A 17,457-nucleotide genomic window follows, 5' to 3' on the forward strand; every position below is an offset into this window, starting at 1 on the left:
ACCCTCGTAGAACACCTCGCAAAAACCCTCTGCTTCGAGAAGAGATGCTGATGACCGAGCAGGCCACCGGGCACCATCCGCAGCCGCGGCCCCGTAACGGCGCGCTGCCCACCCCCGTCGAGCACGTCACGGGCGCGCAGTCCCTCATCCGCTCTCTCGAGGAAGTGGGCGCGGACACCATCTTCGGCCTGCCCGGCGGCTGCATCCTCCCGGCCTACGACCCGCTGATGGACTCGCAGCGGGTGCGCCACATCCTGGTCCGCCACGAGCAGGGCGCGGGCCACGCGGCCACCGGCTATGCCCAGGCGACCGGCAAGGTCGGCGTCTGCATGGTGACCAGCGGCCCCGGCGCGACCAACCTGGTCACCCCGATCGCCGACGCGCACATGGACTCCGTCCCGCTCGTCGCGATCACCGGCCAGGTCGCCTCCAAGGCCATCGGCACGGACGCCTTCCAGGAGGCGGACATCTGCGGCATCACGATGCCGATCACCAAGCACAACTTCCTGGTGACGAGGGCCGAGGACATTCCGCGGACGATCGCCGAGGCCTTCCACATCGCCTCCACCGGCCGCCCCGGCCCGGTCCTGGTGGACATCGCCAAGGACGCCCTCCAGGCGAAGACCACCTTCTCCTGGCCGCCGCAGACCGACCTGCCCGGCTACCGCCCGGTCACCAAGCCGCACGCCAAGCAGATCCGCGAGGCGGCCAAGCTGATCAGCGCCGCCAAGCGGCCCGTCCTGTACGTCGGCGGCGGCGTCATCAAGTCCGGCGCCACCGCCGAGCTGAAGATCCTGGCCGAGCTGACCGGCGCCCCGGTCACCACCACCCTGATGGCCCTGGGCTCCTTCCCCGACAGTCACCCGCTGCACGTCGGGATGCCGGGTATGCACGGCTCCGTCACCGCCGTCACCGCGCTCCAGAAGGCCGATCTGATCGTCGCCCTCGGTGCCCGCTTCGACGACCGGGTCACCGGCAAGCTCGACAGCTTCGCCCCGTACGCGAAGATCGTCCACGCGGACATCGACCCGGCCGAGATCGGCAAGAACCGCGCCGCCGACGTCCCGATCGTCGGTGACGCCCGCGAGGTCATCGCCGATCTGGTCCAGGCCGTCCAGGCCGAGCACAGCGAGGGCAACAAGGGCGACTACACCGCCTGGTGGAGCGACCTGAACCGCTGGCGCGAGACCTATCCGCTCGGCTACGACCTGCCGGAGGACGGCAGTCTCTCGCCGCAGCAGGTCATCCAGCGCATCGGGCAGCTCGCCCCCGAGGGCACGATCTTCACCGCGGGGGTGGGCCAGCACCAGATGTGGGCCGCCCACTTCATCGACTACGAGCAGCCCGCCACCTGGCTGAACTCCGGTGGCGCCGGGACGATGGGCTACGCGGTCCCCGCCGCGATGGGCGCCAAGGCCGGCCTGCCCGACCGTCCCGTCTGGGCGATCGACGGCGACGGCTGCTTCCAGATGACCAACCAGGAACTCACCACCTGTGCCCTGAACAACATCCCGATCAAGGTCGCCATCATCAACAACGGCGCTCTCGGGATGGTCCGCCAGTGGCAGACCCTCTTCTACAACCAGCGCTACTCCAACACCGTCCTGCACTCCGGACCGGACGAGCAGAAGGCGAACAAGGGCACCCGCGTCCCGGACTTCGTCAAGCTCTCCGAGGCCATGGGCTGTGTCGCGCTGCGCTGTGAGGACCCGGCCGACCTGGACAAGGTCATCGCCGAGGCCAACGCGATCAACGACCGTCCGGTCGTCGTCGACTTCATCGTCCACGAGGACGCGCAGGTCTGGCCGATGGTCGCCGCCGGCACCTCCAACGACGAGGTCATGGCCGCCCGGGGCGTCCGCCCCGACTTCGGCGACGGCGAAGACGACTGAGCACGCAGAGCGACAGCGAAAAGGAAGAGACCCAGACATGTCCACCAAGCACACGCTCTCCGTCCTCGTCGAGAACACGCCCGGCATCCTCGCCCGGATCGCCGCCCTCTTCTCCCGCCGCGGCTTCAACATCGACTCGCTCGCCGTCGGCGTCACCGAGCACCCCGACATCTCCCGCATCACCATCGTGGTCAACGTCGAGGGACTGCCCTTGGAGCAGGTGACCAAGCAGCTCAACAAGCTGGTCAACGTCCTGAAGATCGTCGAACTCGAGCCCAGCGCCGCGATCCAGCGCGAGCTCGTCCTGGTGAAGGTCCGCGCCGACAACGAGACCCGCTCCCAGATCGTCGAGATCGTCCAGCTCTTCCGCGCCAAGACCGTGGACGTCTCGCCCGAGGCCGTCACCATCGAGGCCACCGGTTCGAGTGACAAGCTGGACGCCATGCTCAAGATGCTGGAGCAGTTCGGCGTCAAGGAGCTCGTCCAGTCCGGCACGATCGCCATAGGGCGCGGCTCCCGGTCCATCACGGACCGGTCCCTGCGGGCCCTCGACCGTTCCGCCTGAGCCCCGACCGGTCCGTCTGACGAGACCGCACGACCTTCCTTCCCCCGCCCGCCGTACGGTGGGACGCAACACCAGCACACCAAGGAGAATCCCAGTGGCCGAGCTGTTCTACGACGCCGACGCCGACCTGTCCATCATCCAGGGCCGCAAGGTCGCGGTGATCGGTTACGGCAGCCAGGGGCACGCCCACGCGCTGTCGCTCCGCGACTCGGGCGTCGACGTCCGCGTCGGCCTGCACGAGGGCTCCAAGTCCAAGGCCAAGGCCGAGGAGCAGGGCCTGCGCGTGGTCACGCCCGCCGAGGCCGCCGCCGAGGCCGACGTCATCATGATCCTCATCCCGGACCCGATCCAGGCCCAGGTCTACGAGGAGTCGATCGCCCCGAACCTGAACGACGGCGACGCCCTGTTCTTCGCGCACGGCTTCAACGTCCGCTTCGGCTTCATCAAGCCCCCGGCCGGCGTCGACGTCGCCCTGGTCGCCCCCAAGGGCCCGGGCCACCTGGTGCGCCGCCAGTACGAGGAGGGCCGCGGCGTCCCCGCGATCGCCGCCGTCGAGCAGGACGCGACCGGCAACGCCTTCGCCCTGGCGCTCTCGTACGCCAAGGCCATCGGCGGCACCCGCGCCGGCGTCATCAAGACCACCTTCACCGAGGAGACCGAGACCGACCTCTTCGGCGAGCAGGCCGTCCTCTGCGGCGGTGCCTCGGCGCTGGTCAAGGCCGGTTTCGAGACCCTGGTCGAGGCCGGCTACCAGCCGGAGATCGCCTACTTCGAGTGCCTGCACGAGCTGAAGCTCATCGTCGACCTCATGTACGAGGGCGGCCTGGAGAAGATGCGCTGGTCCGTCTCCGAGACCGCCGAGTGGGGCGACTACGTCACCGGCCCGCGGATCATCACCGACGCCACCAAGGCCGAGATGAAGAAGGTCCTCACCGACATCCAGGACGGCACCTTCGCCAAGAACTGGATGGACGAGTACCACGGCGGTCTGAAGAAGTACAACGAGTACAAGACCCAGGACGAGCAGCACCTCCTGGAGACCACCGGCAAGGAGCTGCGCAAGCTCATGAGCTGGGTGAACGACGAGGAGGCGTAAGCCTTCCGGGGCGGGGCCGGACGCGCTGTCCGGCCCTGTTCCCCGTCGTTGGACACGCCGTCCAACACGGACGGGTGATCCTGCCGACGAGGCGCACGAGCGGCGTCCGCGCACCACTACACTTCTGAACAACATACGCGTCAGGCCCACAGCGTCGTGCGCTTTCACGCGGCAAGCCCCCTCCACCGCCTGCGGCCGTCGGGACGGCCGTCCGCACTGGATCTGTGAGGACTCACGTGAGCTCGAAACCTGTCGTACTCATCGCTGAAGAGCTGTCGCCCGCCACCGTCGACGCGCTGGGCCCGGACTTCGAGATCCGGCACTGCAACGGCGCCGACCGCGCCGAACTGATCCCCGCCATCGCGGACGTGGACGCGATCCTGGTCCGGTCCGCCACCAAGGTCGACGCCGAGGCCATCGCCGCCGCCCGGAAGCTGCGCGTGGTCGCCCGCGCCGGCGTCGGCCTGGACAACGTCGACGTCTCCGCCGCCACCAAGGCCGGCGTGATGGTCGTCAACGCCCCGACGTCCAACATCGTCACCGCCGCCGAGCTCGCGTGCGGCCTGCTCGTCGCCACCGCGCGCAACATCCCGCAGGCCAACACGGCGCTGAAGAACGGCGAGTGGAAGCGCTCCAAGTACACCGGCGTCGAGCTGAGCGAGAAGGTCCTCGGCGTCGTCGGCCTCGGCCGCATCGGCGTCCTGGTCGCCCAGCGCATGTCCGCCTTCGGCATGAAGATCGTCGCGTACGACCCCTACGTGCAGCCGGCCCGCGCCGCCCAGATGGGGGTGAAGCTGCTGACCCTGGACGAGCTCCTGGAGGTCGCGGACTTCATCACCGTCCACCTGCCGAAGACCCCGGAGACCCTCGGCCTCATCGGCGACGAGGCGCTGCACAAGGTCAAGCCCTCCGTCCGCGTCGTCAACGCCGCGCGCGGCGGGATCGTGGACGAGGAGGCGCTGTACTCGGCGCTCAAGGAGGGCCGGGTCGCCGGCGCCGGCCTCGACGTGTACGCCAAGGAGCCCTGCACGGACTCCCCGCTCTTCGAGCTCGACCAGGTCGTCTGCACCCCGCACCTCGGCGCCTCCACGGACGAGGCCCAGGAGAAGGCCGGCATCGCCGTCGCCCGCTCGGTGCGCCTGGCGCTCGCCGGCGAGCTGGTCCCGGACGCGGTCAACGTCCAGGGCGGCGTCATCGCCGAGGACGTCAAGCCCGGTCTGCCGCTCGCCGAGAAGCTCGGCCGGATCTTCACCGCCCTCGCGGGCGAGGTCGCGGCCCGGCTCGACGTCGAGGTCTACGGCGAGATCACCCAGCACGACGTCAAGGTGCTCGAACTCTCCGCGCTCAAGGGCGTGTTCGAGGACGTGGTCGACGAGACCGTGTCGTACGTCAACGCCCCGCTGTTCGCGCAGGAGCGCGGCGTCGAGGTGCGCCTGACCACGTCGAGCGAGTCGCCCGACCACCGCAACGTGGTCACCGTGCGCGGCACCCTCGGCAGCGGCGAGGAGGTCTCGGTCTCCGGCACCCTGGCCGGCCCCAAGCACCTCCAGAAGATCGTCGCCGTCGGCGAGTACGACGTGGACCTGGCGCTCGCCGACCACATGGTCGTGCTGCGCTACGAGGACCGCCCGGGTGTCGTCGGCACGGTCGGCCGGATCCTCGGCGAGGCCGGTCTGAACATCGCCGGGATGCAGGTCTCCCGCGCGGAGGAGGGCGGCGAGGCGCTCGTCGTGCTCACCGTGGACGACACCGTCCCGGCGGCGGTGCTCACGGAGATCTCGGCCGAGATCGGCGCCACCTCGGCCCGCTCGGTCAACCTGATCTGACGCGTTCCCGCATCCGCACCCGGTCACCGGCCGCTCGTTCCGTACGAGCGGCGGGCGGCCGGGTGCGGTGCTTCCGGGACCTTTCGCGCGAGGATCCCAAGGGGCCAGCGGGGGAGTGTGACTGACGATCCATCAGGTCGTTTCGGCATCCGGTCCGGGGCGTCCCATGATGCGGGCCGTCGATTGACCGTCTTGCGGCACTCCGGCTATGTTGCGCGCCATGCACCGTTCCGCGCTTCTGACGACACGAGGTCACGTGGACCTGAAGCGCGTGTGCTCCGCCGCGTGTCGGTAGGCCCGTGAGCGCACGGCGGAGACCGCGCGGATCCCGACCCGTACCCGGGGACGTCCGGGAGCGGAGGGGCCGCGCCGCGCCGGCGCTCGGGTGAGAGCCAGCGCTCCCCTCCGGGAGCTCCGAGCGTACGCCCGCCTCCGGAACCGGCCCCCACCCCCGGCCTTCCGGTGCGCCGTTCCCCCTCCGCCGCACCCGCACGGCCGGGACGGGGAGGGTGCCGCGGTACGCGTACCACCGCAACGGACCCGAAGAAGGCCCTCGTGGACAGAACGCGCATGTCCTCCTCCCGCACCGCCCCCCTGCGCCGCTCGGACATACCGTCCGCGGCCGTCCCGCCGCGGCGCACCTCCAGCACCGGCGCCGTCCTGGGGGCGATCCTCGACCACGGCCCGGTCGCCCGCAGCACGATCGCCCGGCTCACCGGCCTCTCGCCCGCCTCGGTCACCGGCCACTGCGGCGTCCTGATCGGCCGGGGACTCGTCCGGGAGGGACCGGAGACGGCCGGGCCCCGGGGGCTCGGCCGCCCCCACATCCCCGTCGAGATCGACACCGCGCGCTACCTCATCGCCGGCGCGCACGTCGCCGTCACCCACACCACGCTCGCCCTCATGGACCTGCGGGGGCACCCGGTCGCCGAGGAGCGCCTCCCGCACACCAGCACCGAACCCGCCGACGTCCTGGGCCGGGTGGCCGAGGGGCTGCGCCGGATGCTCGCCGCCCACGGCGCGGGCCGCACCGCGCTCGCCCTCGGCTTCGCCACCGGCCACTGGGTCGACCCGGCCGCCGGGGTCGTGGTCCACCACCCCCAGCTGGGCTGGCGGGACGTCCCCGTCCGGGAGGTGCTCGCCGGGGCCACCGGGCTCCCCGTCCACGTCGACAGCCACGCGCGCGCCCTCGCCCGCGCCGAGCAGCTCATCGGCGTCGCGTCGACCCGGGCCAGCGCGGTGGTGCTGTTCGTCGGCAACGTGGTGGACGCGGCCTTCGTCTCCTCGGGCTCGGTGCACCAGGGGCCGCGGTTCGGCGCGGGCAACGTCGCCCACCTCCCGGTGGGCACGGGCGACGGCGGCGCGACGTGCGTCTGCGGCGTCCCCGGCTGCCTCCAGTCCGAGGTGTCGGAGCCCGCGATGCTGCTCCGGGCCGCCCGGCAGGGCCTCCGCGTCGACACCTTCCCCGAGCTGTTGGAGCGGGCGGTGGAGGGGGAGGAGACCGCGGTCTCGGTGTTCCGCCGGCGGGCCCGGACCGTCGGCAGGGCGGCGGCCGTCCTCCTCGACATGTTCGACCCCGAGGTCCTCGTCGTCGTCGAACCGAGCTCCGGCCGCCTCGACCCCTGCCTGGCCGAGCTGCGGGCCGCCGCGGCCGAACGGTCCCTGGTCTGCGACGACCCCGAGCGGGCCGTCGTGCCCAGCAGCTTCACCGGCCACGTCCTGGCCACCGCCGGACCGGCCGTCGCCCTCGGAGCCCTGCACGACGACCCGCTCGCACCCTGGCCCGCGCTGCCCGCCGTGTCCTGAGTGTGGGCGTCCCGACGGCGAGTGTCGTGACGGCGGGTGTCGTGGCGCCGGGGGAGCCCCGGTCGTACGCCCGGCGAATACCGACTTAATTCAGAGAGTTGCATTGTTGACCGGCTCCGAGCGGGGCCGGGAAGATGGATTCATGAGCAGCCCGCAGAGGACCCGACGCCACGTGCCGCATTCGGCGCGCACCCGGCGTTCCTGTTGTCCCTGCCGAGCCTGCTGATCCGAGCGTTCTTCCCGGATCCCGCTCCCGTTCTTCCTTCGCCCTTTTCCCCGCGCGCCCTTTTCCGCGCGCGGGGCGTTCCGGCCCTTCCGGCGCCGTCGCCGTGCCCCCGCACCGCCCCGCCCGGCTCCGCCGTGCCGTCGTCCGTCCTGCCCGTCCCTCTCCGTCGCCCGGGGGAAACATGACCGTCTCCTTGTCCTCGCAACCCGCCGCCGGCCTCGAACCCGGCCTCTTCAAGCGGGCGTTCCGCGCCTACCCGGCCGGTGTCGTGGTCGTCACCGCGGACGCCGGCGCCGGACCCGTCGGCTTCACCGCCACCTCGCTCACCTCCCTCTCCCTCGAACCGCCGCTGCTCTCCTTCGGCATCGCGACCCGCTCCTCCTCCTGGCCGCACCTGCGGCGCGCCACGTCGGCGGTCGTCAACTTCCTCGGCGCCGAACAGGAGGACCTGGCCAGGCGCTTCGCCACCAGCGGCATCGACCGGTTCGCCCGCCCCACCGGCTGGCGGCGCCTCGCGCAGGGCGACCCGGTCCTCGACGGCGTCACCGGCTGGCTGCGCGTCGACATCGAGCAGCTGGTCCCCGCGGGCGACCACCGGATCGTCATCGGCCGCGTCGTGGACGCCTGGCAGGACGCGGACCGGCGCCCGCTGCTCTTCCACGACGGCGCGTACCACTCGCTCTGACCTCCCCTCCCCGCCTCCGCTCCTCCGCCTCCGCCTCCGCCCCGAGCCCCGCACACCCCGACAGGACTCCCTCATGCCCTCCTTCCCGCACCCGCCACCGTCCCCGGTCCTCGCCCGCAGGGGGTTCCTCGCCCTCGCGTCCGGCGCCGTCCTCGCCGCCGCCGGATGCGCGACTCCGACCAGCAACGCGGCCCATTCCACACCGCTGAAGGAACTGCCCACCGGGCCGCCGCCCGCCGGGACCTCGCTGACCGTCGCCGTCCGCAGTTCGCGCATTCAATTCGCCGAATCCGGCATCGGAAAGAAACTCCCCTTCACCGTCTCCGAGTGGCCCAATCTCAGCGCGGGACCCGACATCATCCAGGGATTCCGGGCGCGCTCCATCGACCTGGCGAGCAATGCCGGAATTCCGCCGATCCAGGCCGAGGCCATCGGGGTGGAGTCCCGCATCGTCGCCGTACAGGTCCGCAGACAGCCCTCGTACGTGTTCGCCACCGCGCCCGGCGCCCCGATCGGGAGCGTCGCGGACTTCCGGGGCAGGAAGATCGCCTTCTCCCAGGGCCAGGCGCAGGGCGTGGTCGTCCTGCGCGCCCTGAAGCAGGCCGGGATCGCCCACGACGACGTCGACCTCGTCGAGCTGCCGAGCACCCAGTTCCTCACCGCGCTCCAGTCCAAGCAGGTCGACGTCGCGCCCCTCGGCGAGCCGACGCTCACCAAGTACCTCTCCCAGTACGCCGAGGACGGCGCCCGCCGGGTGCCCACCGACGTCATCGACCTGCTGACCGTCCTCTGGGCCCCCGTCGAGGTGCTGAACGACCCGGCGAAGGCCGCGGCCGTCCGCAGCTTCGTCCCCCTGTGGGCGCAGGGCGTGGTGTGGGCGTGGGAGAACACCGACCGCTGGATCGACGCCTACTACGTCAAGGACCAGGGCGTGAAGGAGGCCGACGGGCGCCGCATCGTCGCCTCCCTCGCCCAACCGCGGTTCCCCGTCTCCTGGGACAAGGCCATCGCCTGGGAGCAGGAGACCGCCGACCTGCTCGCCGAGGGCGGATTCGTGCCGAAGGTGGACGCCGCCTCGCTGTTCGACCGGCGCTTCGAGGGCCTCGCGTCCGGCGCCGTGGCCGCCCAGTACCGGGAGGGATCATGACCGACGCGCTGACCGGCGTCCGTACTCCCGCGGCGACGGGAACCCTGGTCCGGCCGGAGGAGGCGGCGCCCGCCCCCCGGAAGGCGGCCGCCCCGCCCCCGGACGCCTCCGCCCCGCCCCGCTCCGGCGCCCGACGGCGGCGGCGGCTCGGCCCCGGCAGGGCCGTCCCCTTCGGCCGGCTCCTCGGCCCCGTGCTCCTCGTCGCCGTCTGGTGGGCCGCCTCCGCGGCCGGCTACCTCGACCCCCGCATCCTCTCCGGCCCCGGCGCGGTCGTCTCCACGGCCGTCGAGCTGATCTCCGACGGACGCCTCCAGGGCAACGTGCTCGTCTCGCTCCGGCGGGCCGGCTCCGGACTGCTCCTCGGGGTCGGCGCGGGCGTGCTGCTCGCCGTGACCGCCGGACTCAGCCGCACCGGCGAGTACCTGGTCGACGGGCCCCTCCAGATCAAGCGCGCCATCCCGTCCCTCGCGATGCTGCCGCTGCTCATCCTCTGGCTCGGCATCGGCGAGCAGATGAAGGTCACCGTCATCGCCCTCGGCGTCGCCGTGATCGTCTACATCAACACGTACGCCTCGCTGACCAGCATCGACAGCCGTCACGTGGAGCTCGCGGAGGTCCTGGAGCTGAGCCGCTGGACGTTCCTGCGCAAGGTCGTCCTGCCCGGCTCGCTGCCCGGCTTCTTCGTGGGGCTGCGGCTCGGCGTCACCTCGTCCTGGCTGGGCCTGATCGTCGTCGAGCAGGTCAACGCCACCAGCGGCATCGGATACATGATGTTCCAGGCCCAGCAGTACGCCCAGTCCGACGTGATCATCGTCGGCCTGGTGGCCTACGGAACCTTCGGGTTCGCCTCCGACGCCCTCGTCCGCGCCGTCGAGAGGAGGGCCCTGTCGTGGCGACGCACGCTGGCGGGCTGACGAAGGACCCGCGCCCCGCCGCCCCGGGGACGCACGACCCGCACCCCGCCGCCCCCGCCGTACGGGCCGGCCGTCTGGTCCGCCGTTTCGGCGACCGGATCGTCCTCAAGGAGATCGACCTCGCCCTGGGCGCGGGGGAGTTCACCGCCCTCCTCGGCCGCAGCGGCTCCGGCAAGTCCACCCTGCTGCGCGCCGTCGCCGGACTCGACCACGACGTCGAGGGCTCGGGGGAGCTGCTGGTCCCCGAGCGGGTCTCGCTCTCCTTCCAGGACTCCCGGCTGCTGCCCTGGCTGCGGGTCCTGGACAACGTGACCCTCGGCCTGCGCGGGCCCGGCGCCCGCGACCGGGGCCTGACCGCCCTCGCGGAGGTCGGCCTCGCCGGACGCGAGCGGTCCTGGCCGCACGAGCTGTCCGGCGGCGAGCAGCAGCGGGCCGCGCTCGCCCGCGCGCTCGTACGGGATCCCGAACTGCTCCTGGCCGACGAGCCGTTCGGCGCGCTCGACGCGCTGACCCGGATCAAGATGCACGGCCTGCTCCGCGAGCTGTACGAGCGGCACCGGCCCGCCGTCCTCCTCGTCACCCACGACGTCGACGAGGCCGTCGAGCTCGCGGACCGCGTCCTGGTCCTCGACGAGGGGGCCATCTCGGTCGACCTCGCCGTCGACCTCCCCACCCCGCGCGACCGGCGCGACCCGCGCTTCCAGGAGTACCGCGACGCCCTGCTCGCCGCGCTCGGCGTGCACTCCGCGCCCGGCGCTCCCGCCCCGCCCCAGACCGCACCCCGCCAGGAGGACCGCCCCCATGCCGCCCACGTCTGACCGCCCCGCCCGCAAGCCGCTCCACCTCAACGCCTTCCTGATGTCGGTCGGCCACCACGAGGCGGCCTGGCGCCTCCCCGAGAGCCCCGCCGACGGCGGCACCGGCATCGCGCACTACCAGAACCTCGCCCGCATCGCGGAGCGCGGCAAACTCGACTCGGTCTTCCTCGCGGACAGCCCGGTCCAGCACGGCGACCCCGGCCGCCGGCCCGTCAGCAAGCTGGAGCCGACCGTGCTCCTCACCGCCCTGGCCGCCGTCACCTCGCACATCGGGCTCATCGCCACCGCCTCCACCAGCTACAACGAGCCCTTCAACCTGGCCCGCCGCTTCAACTCCCTGGACCACGTGTCCAACGGGCGGGCCGGCTGGAACATCGTCACCACCGCCGGGGCCGACGCCGCCCGCAACTTCGGCCTGGACGACACCCCGCTGCACCGCGAGCGCTACCGGCGCGCGGCCGAGTTCGTCGACGTGGCCACCAAGCTCTGGGACAGCTGGGCCGACGACGCGGTGGTGGCCGACAAGGAGGCCGGGGTCCACGCCCGCGCCGACCGGGTCCGGCCCATCGGCCACCGGGGCGAGTTCTTCCGCGTGGACGGCCCGCTGAACGTCGAGCGCTCCCCGCAGGGCTACCCCCTGCTCGTCCAGGCCGGATCGAGCGAGGACGGCAAGGACTTCGCCGCCCGCTACGCCGAGGCCGTCTTCACCGCCCAGCAGACCCTGGAGGAGGGCACCGCCTTCTACAAGGACGTCAAGCGGCGGGCGCTCGCCTTCGGCCGGGACCCCGACGGCATCAAGATCCTCCCCGGCATCGTCCCCGTCATCGGCGACACCGAGGCGGAGGCCCGCGAGCTGGACGCCGAACTCGACCGGCTCATCGTGCCCGAGTACGCCAAGCGCCAGCTCGCCCAGCGGCTGCGGATCGCGCCCGACGACCTCGACCTGGACGCCGAGCTGCCCGAGGACATCCCCACCGAGGACGAGATCGAGGGCGCCAAGAGCCGCTACACGCTGATCGTGGAGCTGGCCCGGCGCGAGCGGCTCACCGTGCGGCAGCTCATCGGGCGCCTGGGCGGCGGCCGGGGACACCGTACGTTCGCCGGCACTCCCGAGCAGATCGCCGACACCATCGAGCACTGGTACGTCAGCGGCGCGGCCGACGGCTTCAACATCATGCCGGCCGTCCTGCCCTCGGGCCTGGAGGCCTTCGTCGACCGCGTGGTGCCGCTCCTCCAGGAGCGCGGCCTGTTCCGCACCGAGTACACCGGCACCACCCTGCGCGACCACTACGGCCTGCCCCGGCCCGCCAACCGCCTCTTCGACGCGGCGGGACACGACGCGGCGGGACACGACGCGGCCGGGCTGGTCGAGGCCCGGTGAGCGACTGTCCCACCCGCGAGGACGTCGAGGCGGCGCGGCCCGGCTGGGCCCGCCGCCTCGGCGGGTACGCGCTCCGCCGCCGCACCGACCTCCTGCTCGCCTTCGGCGCCGCCGCCGTGGCCGCCGTCGCCACCGCCTCGCTGCCCCTCCTGCTCCGGCACGTCGTGGACGGCGTCGCCGGCTCCGCGACCGCCTCCCTCACCCCCTGGATCCTGCTGCTCACCGGCATCGGCGCCGTCCGCTTCGCCGGGAGCTTCGTCCGCCGCTACTGCTCCGGACGGCTCTCCCTCGGCGTCCAGTACGACCTGCGCAACGACGCCTTCGCGGCCCTGCTGCGCCTGGACGGCGCCCAGCAGGACGACCTGCGCACCGGCCAGGTGGTGAGCCGGTCCATCTCCGACATCACCCTCATCCAGACGCTGCTGCAGTTCCTGCCCAACATGACCGGCAACGCCCTGATGTTCTGCGTCTCGCTGGTCTTCATGGCGTGGCTCTCGCCGCTGCTGACCGTCGTCGCCCTGGTCGTCGGCCCGCTCCTGTGGCTGATCGCCCTGCGCGGCCGGCGCACCCTCTTCCCCGCGAACTGGCACGCCCAGCAGGAGGCGGCCGAGGTCGCCTCCGCCGTCGAGGCCACGGTCACCGGGGTCCGGATCGTCAAGGGCTTCGGCCAGGAGGAGCGCGAACTGGCGGGCCTGGAGCGGCGCGTGCGCGGCCTGTTCTCCTCCCGGCTGCGGGTCGTCGCCTTCACCAGCCGCTACAATCCGGCCCTCCAGGCCGTCCCCGCCCTCGGCCAGGTCGCGGTCCTCGCGCTCGGCGGCTGGCTGGCGCTCGACGGCCGGGTCTCGCTCGGCACCTTCCTCGCCTTCACCGCCTACCTCGGCTCCTTCGTCACCCCGGTCCGCCAGGTGGCGACCCTGCTCACCGTCTGGCAGCAGGCCAGGGCGGGCGCGGAGCGCGTCTTCGAGGTGATCGACGAGAAGCCGGGGATCACGGACCCACCGGGGACCACGGACGCGCTGGGGGTCACGGACCGGCCGGGAGTCACCGGCCCGCCGGGAGTCACGGTCGCGCCGGAAGCCACCGACCCGTCGGGGACCACGGTCGCGCCCAGGGTCACGGACGCGCCCGGGGCCACGGACCCGCCGGACCCTCGCGAGCTGCCGGACGCCCCCGTCGAGCAGCCCACCGGCCCCGTCGAGCCGCCCACCGACCCCGCCGAACAGCCCGCCGACCCCGTCGAGCCGCCCCCCGGCCCCCCGGCCCTCGTCTGGGACGACGTGACCTTCGCCCACGGCGACGGCGCGCCCCTCCTCGACGGCTTCAGCCTGGACGTGCGTCCGGGCGAGACGCTCGCGCTCATCGGCCCGGCGGGCTGCGGCAAGTCCACCGCCGTCGCGCTCCTGCCCCGCTTCTACGACACGGCGGCGGGCGCGGTCCGGGTCGGCGGGCACGACGTCCGCGACCTCCCCCTGTCCGCCCTGCGCTCCCGCATCGGCTTCGTCTTCGAGGAGAGCCTGCTGCTCTCCGACACCGTACGGGCCAACATCGCCTACGGGCGCCCGGACGCGGGCGACGAGGAGGTGCGGGCCGCCGCCCGCCTCGCCCGCGCCGACGCGTTCGTCGACCGGCTCCCCGACGGCTACGACACGGTCGTCGGCGAGCAGGGCCTGACGCTCTCCGGCGGCCAGCGCCAGCGGATCGCGCTCGCCCGCGCCCTGCTCGCCGACCCCGAGGTCCTGGTCCTGGACGACGCCACCTCCGCGATCGACGCCCGGACCGAGGCCGAGATCCACGCCTCCCTGACCGGGTCCGGACGCCGCTCCACCACCGTCCTCGTCGCCCACCGGGAGTCCACCCTGGAGCTGGCGGACCGGATCGCGGTCATGGACGGCGGCCGGGTCGTGGACACCGGCACCCTGGACGAACTGCGCTCCCGCTCGGCCCTGTTCCGCGCGCTCCTGGCCGCCGACGAGGACACCGACGTACGGGCGGAGGCACAAGGGACCCCCGCGTCCGGCGTCACCGAGGAGCTGTGGCGCCGCCCGGCGGACTCCGGGCCCGCCCACGACGAGCACACGGCCGTACGGGCCGCCAACGCGCTCGCCGAGGCCGCCGCCACCTCGGGGCCCGGCCGCGCCGGACCCGGCGGCGGGGTCCTCGGCTCCGCCCCGCCCACCCCCGAGCTCCTCGCCGCCCTGGAACGGCTCCCGCTGCCCGCCGACGACCCGAAGGTCCCGCTCGACCAGGCCGTCTCGGCCGACCCCTCGTTCCACCTCGGCACCCTCCTGCGGCCCTTCCGGCTCCCGCTGCTCGCCGGACTGCTCCTCGTCGCCGTGGACGCCCTCGCCCAGATCGCCGTCCCCGTCCTCGTCCGCCACGGCGTGGACGGCGGCGTCGCGCACCAGGCCCGGGGCGTCCTCCTCGCCGCGTCCCTGGCCGCCGCCGCGGTCGTCGGCCTGAACTGGCTGGTCGGCGTCGCCCAGGTCCGCACCACCGGACGCACCGGCGAACGGCTCCTCTACACCCTGCGGATCAAGACCTACGCCCAGTTGCAGCGGCTCGGCCTCGACTACTACGAGGGGGAGCTCGGCGGCCGGATCATGACCCGGATGACCACCGACGTGGACGCCCTGTCGAACTTCCTCCAGACCGGTCTGATCACCGCCGTCGTCAGCCTCCTCACCGTCTTCGGCGTCCTGGCCGCCCTCCTGGTGATCGACGCCGGCCTCGCCCTGGTGCTGCTGGCCGCGCTGCCGCTGCTGATCGGCGCGACCGCCGTGTTCCGCCACTACTCGGTCCCCGCCTACCTGGAGGCCCGGGAGCGGATCAGTACGGTCAACGCCTGCCTCCAGGAGAACGTCGGGATGCTGCGCGTCACCCAGGCGTTCCGGCGCGAGCGGCACAACGCCGACCACTTCGCCGCGCTCGCCTGGTCGTTCCGCGACTCGCGGCTGCGCGCCCAGCGCTACATGGGCACCTTCTTCCCGTTCGTGGAGTTCCTCGGCACCCTGTCCACCGCCGCCGTCCTGGCCGTCGGCGTCGGGCAGGTGCGCTCCGGGGAACTCACCGCCGGGACGCTGATCGCCTTCCTGCTCTACGTCGAGCTGTTCTTCTCGCCCATCCAGCAGCTCTCCCAGGTCTTCGACGGCTACCAGCAGGCGGTCGTCGGGATGAGCAGGCTGCGGTCCCTGATGCGCACGCCCGTCGCCACGCCCCGGGCGGCGGAGCCCCGCCCGGTGACCTCGCTGCGCGGCGAGGTCGAGTTCGACGACGTGTCGTTCCACTACGCGGGCGGCCGGGAGCGGGACGTCCTCCACGGGATCCGGCTGCGCGTCGCCCCCGGCGAGACGGTCGCTCTCGTCGGCACCACCGGCGCGGGCAAGTCCACGATCGTCAAGCTCCTGGCCCGCTTCTACGACCCGGTGGCCGGGACGGTCCGGGTCGACGGGCACGACCTGCGCGACCTCGACCCGACCGGCTACCGGCGCAGGCTCGGCATCGTCCCGCAGGAGCCCCACCTGTTCGGCGCCACCGTCCGCGACGCCATCGCCTACGGGCGCCCGGACGCCACCGACGCCGAGGTGGAGGCCGCCGCCCGTGCGGTCGGCGCCCACGAGACGGTGGCCGCCCTGCCCGCCGGCTACCTGACCCCGGTGGGGGAGCGGGGGCACGGCCTGTCGGCCGGACAGCGCCAGCTCCTGGCCCTCGCCCGCGCCGAACTCATCGACCCGGACGTGCTGCTCCTGGACGAGGCGACCGCCTCGCTCGACCTGGCCACCGAGCGGCGCGTGGCCGCCGCCGTCGACGCGCTCAGCCGCCGCCGTACGACCCTCGTCGTCGCGCACCGGCTCACCACCGCCGCCCGCGCCGACCGGGTGGTCGTCCTGGAGGCGGGCACCGTCGTCGAGAGCGGCACCCACGCCCAGCTCCTCGCGGGCCGGGGGCCGTACCGCCGCCTCTGGGACGCCTACCGGCAGGGCACCACGACCACGACCCGTACCACCCCGTCCGCCCCTCCGGCGGCGGAGCACCACGACCGACTCGTTCAAGGGAGTGCGCGATGACCACCGAACACCGCCTGCTGGGCCGCACCGGCGTCCGGGTGAGCCCGCTGTGCCTGGGCACCATGATGTTCGGCGCCCGCGGCAACACCGACCACGCCGACGCCGTCCGCATCATCCACAAGGCCCTGGACTCCGGCATCAACTTCGTCGACACCGCCGACGTCTACTCGGCCGGGGAGTCGGAGACGATCGTCGGCAAGGCGCTCGCCGGGGGCCGCAGGGAGAACGTCGTCCTGGCCACCAAGTTCCACGGCGGCCTCGGCGACGACCCCAACGAGCGCGGCAACAGCCGCCGCTGGATCGTCCGCGAGGTCGAGAACAGCCTGCGCCGCCTCGGCACCGACTGGATCGACCTCTACCAGGTGCACCGGCCCGAGCCGGAGACCGACTTCGACGAGACCCTCGGCGCCCTCACCGACCTCGTGCGCCAGGGCAAGATCCGCTACATCGGCACCTCCACCTTCGAGCCCTCCGCGATCGTGGAGGGCCAGTGGACCGCCGAGCGCCGGGGCCGCGAGCGGGTCGTCGCCGAGCAGCCCCCGTACTCCCTGCTCGCCCGGGGGATCGAGCGCGAGGTGCTGCCCGTCGCCCAGCGGTACGGCCTCGGGGTCCTCACCTGGAGCCCGCTGGCCGGCGGCTGGCTCTCCGGCCGCTACCGCAAGGGCGCGGAGCAGCCGCAGTCCAGCCGGAGCGACCGCCAGGCCGTCCGCTTCGACATCGGATCGCCCGAGAACGCGGCCAAGCTCGACGCCGCCGAGGCCCTGGCCCAGCTCGCCGAGGAGGCCGGACTCACCCTCGTCCAGCTCGCCCTCGCCTTCGTCCTGGAGCACCCCGCCGTCACCTCGGCGATCATCGGGCCCCGGACCTTCGAGCAGCTGGAGGCCCAGCTCGGCGCGGACCGGATCCGGCTGAGCCGGGACGTCCTCGACCGGATCGACAAGATCGTGCCGCCGGGCACGAACCTCTCCGCCCGCGACGCCGGCTACGTGCCGCCGGCCCTCGCCGACGCGGAACTGCGCCGCCGCCCCCGCCCCTGA

Annotated in this window: 12 protein-coding genes; all 12 read left to right on the top strand. The window is 73.1% G+C overall.

What is annotated here, in order from left to right; translation table 11 throughout:
• Positions 1 to 44 precede the first annotated feature (44 nt).
• Entirely contained in the window at positions 45 to 1,892 is a 1,848-nt protein-coding gene (locus ACIQVI_RS18490) for an acetolactate synthase large subunit (protein WP_351969317.1), read from the top strand.
• Between the two features lie 37 nt (positions 1,893 to 1,929).
• Positions 1,930 to 2,457: an acetolactate synthase small subunit gene (ilvN, locus tag ACIQVI_RS18495; protein WP_121833425.1), complete on the top strand. Its 528-nt coding sequence runs from the start codon at positions 1,930 to 1,932 to the stop codon at positions 2,455 to 2,457.
• Between the two features lie 94 nt (positions 2,458 to 2,551).
• A complete protein-coding gene (gene ilvC, locus ACIQVI_RS18500) occupies positions 2,552 to 3,553 on the top strand; it encodes a ketol-acid reductoisomerase (protein ID WP_030222543.1) in 1,002 nt (333 codons plus the stop codon).
• A gap of 236 nt (positions 3,554 to 3,789) precedes the next feature.
• Positions 3,790 to 5,379: a phosphoglycerate dehydrogenase gene (serA, locus tag ACIQVI_RS18505; RefSeq protein WP_351969318.1), complete on the top strand. Its 1,590-nt coding sequence runs from the start codon at positions 3,790 to 3,792 to the stop codon at positions 5,377 to 5,379.
• Between the two features lie 555 nt (positions 5,380 to 5,934).
• Positions 5,935 to 7,185, top strand: coding sequence for an ROK family transcriptional regulator (locus ACIQVI_RS18510; RefSeq protein WP_403596709.1), 1,251 nt, complete (start codon positions 5,935 to 5,937; stop codon positions 7,183 to 7,185).
• A 407-nt stretch (positions 7,186 to 7,592) separates the two neighbouring features.
• A complete protein-coding gene (locus tag ACIQVI_RS18515; RefSeq protein WP_161372388.1) occupies positions 7,593 to 8,096 on the top strand; it encodes a flavin reductase family protein in 504 nt (167 codons plus the stop codon).
• Between the two features lie 73 nt (positions 8,097 to 8,169).
• On the top strand, positions 8,170 to 9,243 hold the full coding sequence (locus tag ACIQVI_RS18520; RefSeq protein ID WP_403596713.1) for an ABC transporter substrate-binding protein: 1,074 nt from the start codon (positions 8,170 to 8,172) through the stop codon (positions 9,241 to 9,243).
• Positions 9,240 to 10,157: an ABC transporter permease gene (locus ACIQVI_RS18525; protein WP_351969320.1), complete on the top strand. Its 918-nt coding sequence runs from the start codon at positions 9,240 to 9,242 to the stop codon at positions 10,155 to 10,157. The genes ACIQVI_RS18520 and ACIQVI_RS18525 overlap by 4 nt, the downstream gene beginning before the upstream one ends.
• A complete protein-coding gene (locus tag ACIQVI_RS18530; protein WP_403596716.1) occupies positions 10,133 to 10,975 on the top strand; it encodes an ABC transporter ATP-binding protein in 843 nt (280 codons plus the stop codon). The genes ACIQVI_RS18525 and ACIQVI_RS18530 overlap by 25 nt, the downstream gene beginning before the upstream one ends.
• Positions 10,959 to 12,356 (top strand): LLM class flavin-dependent oxidoreductase, encoded by a 1,398-nt coding sequence (locus tag ACIQVI_RS18535; RefSeq protein WP_403596719.1) that lies wholly within the window; start codon positions 10,959 to 10,961, stop codon positions 12,354 to 12,356. The genes ACIQVI_RS18530 and ACIQVI_RS18535 overlap by 17 nt, the downstream gene beginning before the upstream one ends.
• Positions 12,353 to 16,420, top strand: coding sequence for an ABC transporter transmembrane domain-containing protein (locus ACIQVI_RS18540; RefSeq protein WP_403596723.1), 4,068 nt, complete (start codon positions 12,353 to 12,355; stop codon positions 16,418 to 16,420). The genes ACIQVI_RS18535 and ACIQVI_RS18540 overlap by 4 nt, the downstream gene beginning before the upstream one ends.
• Positions 16,417 to 17,457: an aldo/keto reductase gene (locus ACIQVI_RS18545; RefSeq protein WP_403596726.1), complete on the top strand. Its 1,041-nt coding sequence runs from the start codon at positions 16,417 to 16,419 to the stop codon at positions 17,455 to 17,457. Before ACIQVI_RS18540 ends, ACIQVI_RS18545 begins: the two co-directional genes overlap by 4 nt.

The sequence above is a fragment of the Streptomyces sp. NPDC098101 genome, assembly GCF_044760185.1.
Classification (GTDB): Bacteria; Actinomycetota; Actinomycetes; order Streptomycetales; family Streptomycetaceae; genus Streptomyces.

Coding starts and splice junctions, on each gene's coding strand:
- ACIQVI_RS18490 (WP_351969317.1), top strand. CDS start 45: ATGCTGATGACCGAGCAGGCCACCGGGCACCATCCGCAGCCGCGGCCC.
- ilvN (WP_121833425.1), top strand. CDS start 1,930: ATGTCCACCAAGCACACGCTCTCCGTCCTCGTCGAGAACACGCCCGGC.
- ACIQVI_RS18515 (WP_161372388.1), top strand. CDS start 7,593: ATGACCGTCTCCTTGTCCTCGCAACCCGCCGCCGGCCTCGAACCCGGC.
- ACIQVI_RS18520 (WP_403596713.1), top strand. CDS start 8,170: ATGCCCTCCTTCCCGCACCCGCCACCGTCCCCGGTCCTCGCCCGCAGG.
- ACIQVI_RS18525 (WP_351969320.1), top strand. CDS start 9,240: ATGACCGACGCGCTGACCGGCGTCCGTACTCCCGCGGCGACGGGAACC.
- ACIQVI_RS18535 (WP_403596719.1), top strand. CDS start 10,959: ATGCCGCCCACGTCTGACCGCCCCGCCCGCAAGCCGCTCCACCTCAAC.
- ACIQVI_RS18545 (WP_403596726.1), top strand. CDS start 16,417: ATGACCACCGAACACCGCCTGCTGGGCCGCACCGGCGTCCGGGTGAGC.